At 42.3% G+C, this 3,985-nt stretch carries 4 protein-coding genes and 1 pseudogene; 1 reads left to right on the forward strand and 4 read right to left on the reverse strand.

Annotation, left to right across the window (positions count from 1 at the left end):
- Positions 1–166: 166 nt before the first annotated feature.
- Together HMPREF0673_RS01300 and HMPREF0673_RS01305 are read right to left on the reverse strand one after the other, a co-directional pair.
- Positions 167–1,360 carry an MFS transporter gene (locus tag HMPREF0673_RS01300; protein ID WP_007897081.1) on the reverse strand — a complete coding sequence of 398 codons (1,194 nt, stop codon included), beginning with the start codon at positions 1,358–1,360 and terminating at the stop codon, positions 167–169.
- Positions 1,361–1,373: 13 nt separating this feature from the next.
- A complete protein-coding gene (locus tag HMPREF0673_RS01305) occupies positions 1,374–1,700 on the reverse strand; it encodes a DMT family transporter (protein WP_007897083.1) in 327 nt (108 codons plus the stop codon).
- Between the two features lie 161 nt (positions 1,701–1,861).
- On the opposite strand from HMPREF0673_RS01305, the gene HMPREF0673_RS01310 reads away from it, so the two are divergent.
- A complete protein-coding gene (locus tag HMPREF0673_RS01310) occupies positions 1,862–2,431 on the forward strand; it encodes a Crp/Fnr family transcriptional regulator (protein WP_007897084.1) in 570 nt (189 codons plus the stop codon).
- Here HMPREF0673_RS01310 and HMPREF0673_RS01315 read toward each other — a convergent pair.
- Both HMPREF0673_RS01315 and HMPREF0673_RS01320 read right to left on the reverse strand, forming a co-directional pair.
- Positions 2,419–2,678 (reverse strand): annotated as a pseudogene (locus HMPREF0673_RS01315) (TetR/AcrR family transcriptional regulator); the annotation flags it as partial. The gene HMPREF0673_RS01310 and the pseudogene HMPREF0673_RS01315 sit on opposite strands and share 13 nt — an antisense overlap.
- 337 nt (positions 2,679–3,015) lie before the next feature.
- On the reverse strand, positions 3,016–3,732 hold the full coding sequence (locus tag HMPREF0673_RS01320; RefSeq protein ID WP_245544214.1) for a transposase: 717 nt from the start codon (positions 3,730–3,732) through the stop codon (positions 3,016–3,018).
- Between the last annotated feature and the right edge of the window lie 253 nt (positions 3,733–3,985).

A 3,985-nucleotide genomic window follows, 5' to 3' on the forward strand; every position in this document is an offset into this window, starting at 1 on the left:
ATATTTTCTATGGTTTGCTTCTAACCTTGTGCTCCTACGAAAAAATTAACGGACTATTGTTGAAAATCAAGTGAGTTAAAAGAATTTCTTTGTTTTCAGGATTACTTTGCTTGTTCGGACAACTTTTATGGATGAAAAGCATAAAATAATCATACAGAAAGAATATTTAGTATCCATCCTTATGTCGTTGGGGCTTGAAACAGTTTACGAGCAAGGAAGCCATGGTAAAGGCAATTCCTACCCACACCACACCTGTCCACCCGTAATGCTGCCAAGACAGGCCGGAAACGAATGTACCGGCAGAACCACCCAAAAAGTAAATGGTCATATAAACGGTATTGATACGATTGATGGCAGATGCGTCAAGGGCGACTACGCTGGTCTGATTCGACAAATGGATGCATTGCATACCGGCATCAATCAGCAAGATAGCAATTATTATCCACAAATAGCTGTCATTCCCCAAAAATGCCAGTATCCATGCAGCCAACACTACGCATCCTCCGGCAATAGAGAAGAACCTCGCACCGTACTTTTGGACGTAGCCGCTGATGAAAACCACCGTGGATGCACCTGCCAGTCCACACAAACCGAGTGCTCCGATAATGTCGTCGCTAGCAAAAAAAGGTTCCTGTTTCATCCGAAAAGCAAGGCAACTCCACAAAGCAAAGAACGAGCCATAAGCCAATGCCGCCCTCAGCGATGCGATACGCAAGTACGGGTATTGGGAGAGCAGGCGCAACAAAGATTTCATCAACCCTGCATAACTTTCTTGCGAACAGGTAGACAACGCGGGTAGCATCTTGTGAATCATCAGGAAGCATCCGAGCATAAACAAGCAAGCTGCAAAATAGACGGAACGCCATCCCCATACGTCAGCCAGAAAGCCACTGAATACCCGTGAACCAAGAATACCTATGAGCAGGCAAGATTGTATAATCCCTACGTTGCGCACCTTGTGCGCAGGGGATGAATAGTAAGATACTAACGGAATGAAAAATTGCGGCATAACCGAAGATGCGCCGGCAAGCAATGATGCACCCCATACCCAATAGATATTCGGGGCAAGGGCTATGGCAAGCAAGGCGCACGAAGATATGATATAATTGGTCAATATCAGCTTCTTTCGTGAGACCAAATCACCAAGCGGGATGACAAACACAAGTCCGGTTACATAGCCTATCTGTGTCAATGTCGCTACCATGCTAGCAGAAAAGTCGTTTACCGCGAAATCTTTTGCCATGCTACCCAACAAAGGTTGGTTGTAGTAGCAGTTGGCAACGGAAAGTCCGGTAGCAACTGCCATCAGAGCCAGCAGAGCTACCGGAATGCCTTGGTTCTCTCTTAATTCATACTTCATTTGTCGTCTCCTTTTAGTATGACACGACTTTCAATCCTATCAAGGATGCAATGAGCGCGAAGAGGAAGAAAAGCCGGATGGGAGTGGCAGGTTCCTTGAAAACGAATATCCCAATCAAAACCGTACCAACCGCTCCGATTCCTGTCCAAATGGCGTACGCAGTTCCCAAAGGCAAAGTCTGTACCGCTTTGGCAAGCAAAGTCATGCTCAGTATGGTAGAGGCAAGAAAACCGCTTCCCCACAAATAAAATCCAACTCCTGATGCCGCTCTCGCTTTCCCTAAACAGAATGTGAGGCTCACCTCAAACAATCCTGCCAATAATAAGATTATCCAATTCATACCTATGATTTATTAAATTCGGGCGCAAAAATAAACAAACAATCCCTAATAGCTTTTTACATTTGGCAAAAACAGACTTTTCATTTGACAAAAAAACATCTGTTTATTATAGTTTCCGTATTCTATTTTATAATTTTGCACACTAACAACAGCAATGAACTATGGATATAAAGGAAATCATCAACCAAAGATATGCCATGCCGGACGCATCTTTGGACAGGTTGCAACAATGCCTGACTGAAGTCTCATATCCCAAAGGATTCCGAGTATTGAAATGCGGCAAGGTGGAGAAAGACATCTTTTTCATTAAACAAGGCATTGTCCGTGCCTATACTTCGGTGGATGGGAAAGAAATTACTTTTTGGGTCGGCAAAGAGGGAGCGACCCTTGTTTCTATGAAAGGCTATGTAAATGACGAGCCAGGATATGAAACAATGGAATTGATGGAAGATTCCGTCTTGTATGTATTGAAAAGGAAAAAATTGAAAGAGTTGTTTTCGGAAGACTTGCATATCGCCAATTGGGGACGGCGTTATGCGGAGATGGAGCTGCTTGCCACTGAAGAACGGCTGATTTCTATGTTGTCCGCTATCGCTTCGGAACGGTATAAGGAGCTATTGGAGAAAGAACCAGATTTGTTACAGCGATTGCCGCTGGGAAGTATCGCCACCTATTTAGGCGTAACGCAGACAAGTCTGAGCCGGATTAGGGCAAAAATCACACGGCCGTAATACTGGTCGATAAACTCTGGGAACGAGCCTGCTGTAAATTGGAACTTTTTTCCAACTGTTGGGGATGAAATACATATTTGTGCACAATAACCACAAACAAATTCTGCTTGAACGGGAAATAATACACCAATCCGGCTTTTGACAGGTCGCAGGCTTTGGGTATTTCCACCTGGGTTGCTTTCTCATAATTCATTTTGGTGAATACCTGTAAGGTTTTTTCCAATACTTTTTCCATGTTTGTAAAGATACGCATTCACTTTTGTGTCAGTTACGAACTGATACGGATTTTCTCTTTTCAAACATTTGTATTCCAGTGTTTTTTATTGTCCAATACTTCGTTAAATCTTATGCTGCATCAGCAGCGAATCCAACTATTTCATTCACTATCTCATAATTTAATTGCGTGTTCGGGTTATTCTCGAACACGTCAATAATTCTTTGGCCGTAGTATGCATTAATTATCAGAGCTTTAAGCCTCCCGATAGAGAGATTGTATTCACTGCACATTATTTTCGCTACACATCAGTAGAGAAATACAACCGGTGTCCTCCCTTTGGCAAAATGTGTATGACAAGTGATATTTTTCAATGTAGGGACTTGCACCATGCTTTCAAAGCATAAACTTGTTCATTAGACTTGTCCGTGTTAAGTATCGCAACCTTGGATTTGTCTATGTTCTTGAAGTCTATCTTCTCGCCTTTTACACGTGGGCGCCCAGGTTTGCCTGTAGGCTCGCCATCCCACAAATAATACAATGCAGCATCATGCCGAAGACGGCTTATCACATTAAAACCGATTCCTAGCATATTGTCTATAAATGGTTTCTTTGAAAATGCAGAGTCTGCGACAAGAACACTTGTAATACGTTGTAGGATTTGTTTGTTGTTTGACAAAACCTTGACATACCGATCGTATAGACTCATGTCATTATTCTCTTTGTCTTTATCTAATGTTGTTTGTACGGCTTTTAACATCATGCATTCGTGTAGGTCAACATCGACAACTCCTATTCCAAGAATTTCAAAACCCCTCTTGACAGCACCTGCACACCCAGACCAAAATGAGCCCATGTACGGAGAACACTTGCCAGACTTCTTGATGAAGCTTGGGTCAATGGCTATAGCATTGCGTCTCGTCCCTTTTTTGAAAGCATAAGCGCTTAGCCGCATGTTCATCTCAAGCCAGTCAACGCTACGTTCAGTGGTCTGCCTATAACATTGTTCACCACGTTTACCATAGCGTCCCATTTGGGTGAAATTTACTTTTCCGGGTATTACCATCAAAAGAAATAGCATCTCCATGATGTTTGATTGGATACTTTTGTTTAACTTCGCCCCACCACAGAATAAAATGCTGCTTTGCATAGCTCCATATATCGGCTTATCAAGCTGGTTATAAGCATGACTTTATGTTTATTTTCACTTATAAAGTTACTAAAAATCAGTGAGATAGCCTATTTTTAGACGTTGCATTTCTACACTAATCATTTATTTTCAATTAGTTGCGTCCTATCTTATTCGCGATATTTTCTATGGTTTGCTTCTAACCTTGTGC

This window comes from Leyella stercorea DSM 18206, from assembly GCF_000235885.1.
GTDB classification, from domain to species: Bacteria; Bacteroidota; Bacteroidia; order Bacteroidales; family Bacteroidaceae; genus Prevotella; species Prevotella stercorea.